This is a genomic window from Vibrio bivalvicida, from assembly GCF_001399455.2.
Taxonomy (GTDB): Bacteria; Pseudomonadota; Gammaproteobacteria; order Enterobacterales; family Vibrionaceae; genus Vibrio; species Vibrio bivalvicida.
In genome coordinates, this window is sequence record NZ_LLEI02000050.1 from 1 (window position 1) to 5,061 (window position 5,061).

The 5,061-nt window shown below is 40.9% G+C and carries 4 protein-coding genes; all 4 read right to left on the reverse strand.

Going from position 1 to position 5,061, the window contains the following annotated elements:
• Positions 1–617: 617 nt before the first annotated feature.
• Positions 618–1,214, reverse strand: coding sequence for a hypothetical protein (locus APB76_RS16530; RefSeq protein ID WP_054963660.1), 597 nt, complete (start codon positions 1,212–1,214; stop codon positions 618–620).
• Positions 1,215–1,355: 141 nt separating this feature from the next.
• Positions 1,356–1,703 carry an SH3 domain-containing protein gene (locus APB76_RS16535; protein WP_054963661.1) on the reverse strand — a complete coding sequence of 116 codons (348 nt, stop codon included), beginning with the start codon at positions 1,701–1,703 and terminating at the stop codon, positions 1,356–1,358.
• Positions 1,704–3,264: 1,561 nt separating this feature from the next.
• Positions 3,265–3,822 (reverse strand): hypothetical protein, encoded by a 558-nt coding sequence (locus APB76_RS16545; RefSeq protein ID WP_054962227.1) that lies wholly within the window; start codon positions 3,820–3,822, stop codon positions 3,265–3,267.
• A gap of 175 nt (positions 3,823–3,997) precedes the next feature.
• Positions 3,998–4,483: a hypothetical protein gene (locus tag APB76_RS16550; protein WP_054962228.1), complete on the reverse strand. Its 486-nt coding sequence runs from the start codon at positions 4,481–4,483 to the stop codon at positions 3,998–4,000.
• Positions 4,484–5,061: the final 578 nt, after the last annotated feature.

Sequence of the window (5,061 nt, forward strand, 5' to 3'; positions counted from 1 at the left end):
CGCCCTGCTAAGTGGCTGACAACATAACACAAAACGTAAACAAGCCGCCGTAAACACAGAACAAACTTTGAAGTGAATTCGCCGAGCGTTGGCAGTCCGTCTTAAGCAGATTGTTAGCTACTACGATTAAAGTTGAGGTTTTCACCCAAGTGCTTAATTTGAAATACATTATTGGTTTCGGATGATAATGTAAATTGGACAGTTCACAAACCAACACCCAATTGATGAAATAGGCTTGGCAAAGAATGCTTTCGAAGAAACCCACTACCAAGTGCGCAAAACAGATTTAGCCACGGCAGCATTTCAACACCCAAGAAGCCGCACCAAAGAACTAAACAAGCACACCACTTCAGTAAACTGACTTTGGTTGATTCAACCACTTACCGAACAGTGCCACTGGCGAGATACTTAAAGCCTTGGAACTATCAAGTGTGAAGCTAGAGCCCCGCATTCATGAGCACTTAAGCCCTTAGTTTCTTTAAACACTAGCTAACGCCGCGTTAAGTAGTGAGCAACGCTGCCACCTAACAAAAAACCTTGCCAACTTATACACTAAAGCTGACCCAAACTGAAAATGCCGAGCGTTGCGAATCTGTCTTAAACGCTTTGTTATATTTTTACCATACGCGCATGCCTATGACACTTAAAGGACATTCCCTCAAAGGCTGCGGCGCATACAGTGGATGATCCATTGTGTCAGGATAGAAGCCATTTTTTTGAATATCATGCTCAATTTCTCTAGCTACCTTGACAAAAGATTCAAAAATCTGAAAAGTCGAGTTTCTAAAGGGAGCTGATGAAATTGCACACATGTGCATTGCTAAAGCTTCATCATCAGTAAGTTCTGGTAGCTCAACTTCAACAGACTCCATAACTGTTTTTCCGTGAGCGAAAGCATCACGCATTTCGAAACACTGTTTAGCCAATTGATAATTTTTAGAACCCAAATAGTTTGGCAAGTTTACAAATTCGAACAATCTCTTATGGAGAGACTTACGCTCCATTTTTAACTCATTCCAATTTTTATCATAGATTTTTCCAAAGTGATTAAGCATTGCTTCTATAGAAAAAGCTGTGAAAGTAATCCCTGTTATACAATGATGTTCTCGCTCCCAATCTTCTTCTGCCCTTCTCGCCAACTCTAGTGACGTATTTGCTATCTTGAAGCAATCGCAAGCTGATCTAGCTTGAATTTTGACTGATATTTTATTCATACTCACCTAAAAATATAACGCCCTGCTAAGTGGCTGACAACATAACACAAAACGCAAACAAGCCACCGTAAACACAGACCAAATTTTGAAGTAAATTCGCCGAGCGTTGGCAGTCCGTCTTAAGCAGTTTGTTATGTGAATTTACACAGCGCATAGATGATTTAGAGGTGCCCAAGCTAATTCTTCCGAATTACCTAGCTTCTTGCTCCAAATCCAGCCGTTTAATTCATGCTCTTGTACTAGTATTTCACCAACCGTCAAATTGTGTTCCTTAGCTAAATAGTCCTCAAGTACCGTTACTTCCCTATTCTTAACAACTAGTATTTGTTTAGGAACCCAACCTTCTTTGTTTATTCCTCGGCAAAAGACCCAATTTGGCCAATCACCTTCTGGATCTGATTCTTCCACAAACTGCAATTTTTCACCTTTTACTATTTGAATAGGTGACTTCGGAGCATCTTGATATTCTTTAACGACTTGGTATTCCATTACTTATATTTACTCCATTCACATAACGCCCTGCTAAGTGGCTAGCAACGCTTACCGCGATACTTAAACTAACCGCCGTAAACACTATACCTGATTTAGAACTAAAAGTGCCCCGCGTTGATAGTCCGTCTTGAGCAGATTGTTAGTTGGCTAGCACGCACTGAAGTTTCCATTTTCCACAGTAGAATCAGCGAGCGCCCTAAATTAGTAGACTGGACAACTTAAACATCCAAAGCTCCTTTTGCAAAGGCAAACTAAAAGCTACGGTAGTCCATTGCATGCAAGAGGCACTGAAACCAGCAAACCTAATACGCCCGTTCTTCAAACCGGACACAAAACTAGAAAGGCAAGCTAGCCACCAAACCAATTAAATAGCTGTGAAATTTCCGCTTGCCGTAGCTCGGAGAACGAATGTAAACAACGCACACAGAACCCGTACCTAAAACCAAGAAACTATTGCCAACTAACGCTGTGTTAAGTGGTGAGCAACGCACCACAACACTTAATAAAGCCACCTTAATCACTGCACTAAAATTTGCAACCAAAACCGCCGAGCGTTGAGAATCCAGCTTGAACACTTTGTTAATAAAATACTTTCCGCACGCTCTTGACCCAAACAACCCACCGAACTCAACAGTACAAACCAACCAAATTTTTATTGGCTACTGACCCACTCTCCTTTCCAGAAACCAGCTTTAAGCAAGTAGCCAAACCAAAGTAACAGAGAACAGGCCACCCTCTGAAGTCACGGACAGTTAATTGCCACAACGATGTACCTTTGAGAGCGAAGATGGTTGCTGGCATATTAGCGCTCTCGATGATTTCAAATGGCATTTACATCAAAGAAACTTCAGAACTCAAAGCGCGCTAGAGAACGAGAATTTGTGCCGAGAAAGGTACAGCCAATGAAAGACTACATACCCAAAAAACTATTCGTTAACAGTAGCTTATTAACGCCCTGCTAAGTGGCTGACAACATAACACAAAACGTAAACAAGCCGCCGTAAACACAGAACAAACTTTGAAGTGAATTCGCCGAGCGTTGGCAGTCCGTCTTAAGCAGTTTGTTAGCTGCTACGATTAAGGTTGAGGTTTTCACCCAAGTGCCTAATTTGAAATACATTATTGGTTTCGGATGATAATGTAAATTGGACAGTTCACAAACCAAAAACCGATTGATGAAATAGGCTTGGGAAAGAATGCTTTCGAAGAAGCCCACTACCAAGTGCGCAAAACAGATTTAGCCACGGCAGCATTTCAATACCCAAGAAGCCGCACCAAAGAACTAGACAAGCACACCACTTCAGTAAACTGACTTTGGTTGATTCAACCACTTTTCGAACAGTGCCACTGGCGAGATACTTTATGCCTTTAAACTATCAAGTGTGAAGCTAGAACCAAGTAATCATAAGCATTTAACCCATAGTTTCTTCAAATTCTAGCTAACGCCCTGCTAAGTGGCTAGCAACGCAAACCATTGTACTCAAACAAACCACCGTAAACACTATACATGAGTAGAAGTAAAATCGCCGAGCGTTGATAGTCCGTCTTAAGCAGTTTGTTAGGTGTTTATTATCCTGTGAGCACTAAACGCTATATGCATAATTGGTACAACTACAAGCTGCTCTAGTGGAAAGTAACGAATTCCATCTTCACCACAGACGGACTCACCATATTTTGATAAGAGTATGTGTTCAAAGGGAGGGGTAATTGAATAGATCTTATCATGCGCAGAAACAAAGCACTCAAATTCGTAATCACTGAGTTCCACTATTTCACCTGACAAGTAATCAACGATTTCATTTTTTGAACTACATACAACTTTATGTGTAGGTTCTGCGTTATGAAAAAACACACGGTCATGCAACATCGACTCATAGTCGCTACCATTCCCGTAAGAAACCAAGAACTCATCATACCTACACACAACTCTTTCTACTAACAACTCCCAATTGGCTTGAGCCCAGTCGTCAAAATACTCCTCGAATGAGTCTGCGTACCCATTAGTTCTCTTTTCTTTTTCTTCATAAAGTACAAAATGTTCATTGAGATGTTCAAAGTTTCGGTTTAAATTTTCAACGAAACTGAGCAATGTTCGATGAAAAAGAGCCTGATCCATAAATTACTTCCCTAACCTTCCGCAGATGGATTTGTTTTAAATACCTAACGCCGCGTTAAGTGGTGAACAACGCCAACCACTAAACTTAAACCATTGTACTTTAAACACTTAAGCTAACTTGAACCAAAACCGCCAAGCGTTGTGAATCCGTCTTAAACGCCTTGTTATGTTTAAACTATATTTTTGGAAAATGAAAACGCTTTAAAGACTCGAAAACGGTCTCTTCGTTGTATTTGCATTCAACTCTATGCTCTACCACTACAGCCTCACCATACCTAGGTAAAAGCATATACTGAGGGTTAAAAAAGACACCTTCGCTTGATTCAAGCATGAACTCAAAATTCTGGGTATCAGACTTCCCTTCTAGATCCTTTGGATTTCCAAACTCCATCGGGTAACTCGACAACAACGAGCAACGTAGCGGTGTTTTCTCGTCGTAGGATTTGTACTCAAATTCAAATCCATACCACGTGCACGGCTCTACGTTTTGATTGTACATACACCTAGATTGACCAGTAACATAGGTATCTACGTTGTCATGACATACCCAACGTTTCCCTTCAGTATTTTCACACAAGTCACCACTTTTAATATTAAAAATATCTAAGGCTTGCACTGGTTGGCTAGCAACTAGCGCTAATCCCAGCAATAAACTTCTCATTTAACTTCCTCTGTAGTTGGACAGAAACATAACGCCCTGCTAAGTGGCTAGCAACGCAAGTCACCAAAGTAAACCTAACTACCGTAAACACTATGCCTGATTAGAAGTAAAATTGCCGAGCGTTGATAGTCCGTCTTAAGCAGTTTGTTAGCTGCTACGAAGAAGGTTGAATTTTTCACCCCAGTGCCTAATGTGGAGTACATTGTTTGTTTCGAGTGGCGGTGTTCATTGGAGAGTTCGATAACTAAAACACAATTGATGAAATTTACTTGGCAGAGAATGCTTTCGAAGAAACTACTAGCCAAGTGCATTAAGTAGATTTATCTATGACAACGTTTCAACACCCAAGAAACCACAACAAAGAACTATACAAACACACCACTTCAGTAAACTGACTTAGGTTGATTCACCCACTTTTCGAACAGTGCCACTGGCGAGATAGTTTGTACCTAAGGACTATCAAGTGTGAGGCTAGAGCCCGTATTCATGAGCACTTAAGCCCTTAGTTTCTTTAAATACTAGCTAACGCCCTGCTAAGTGGCTGACAACATAACACAAAACGTAAACAAGCCGCCGTA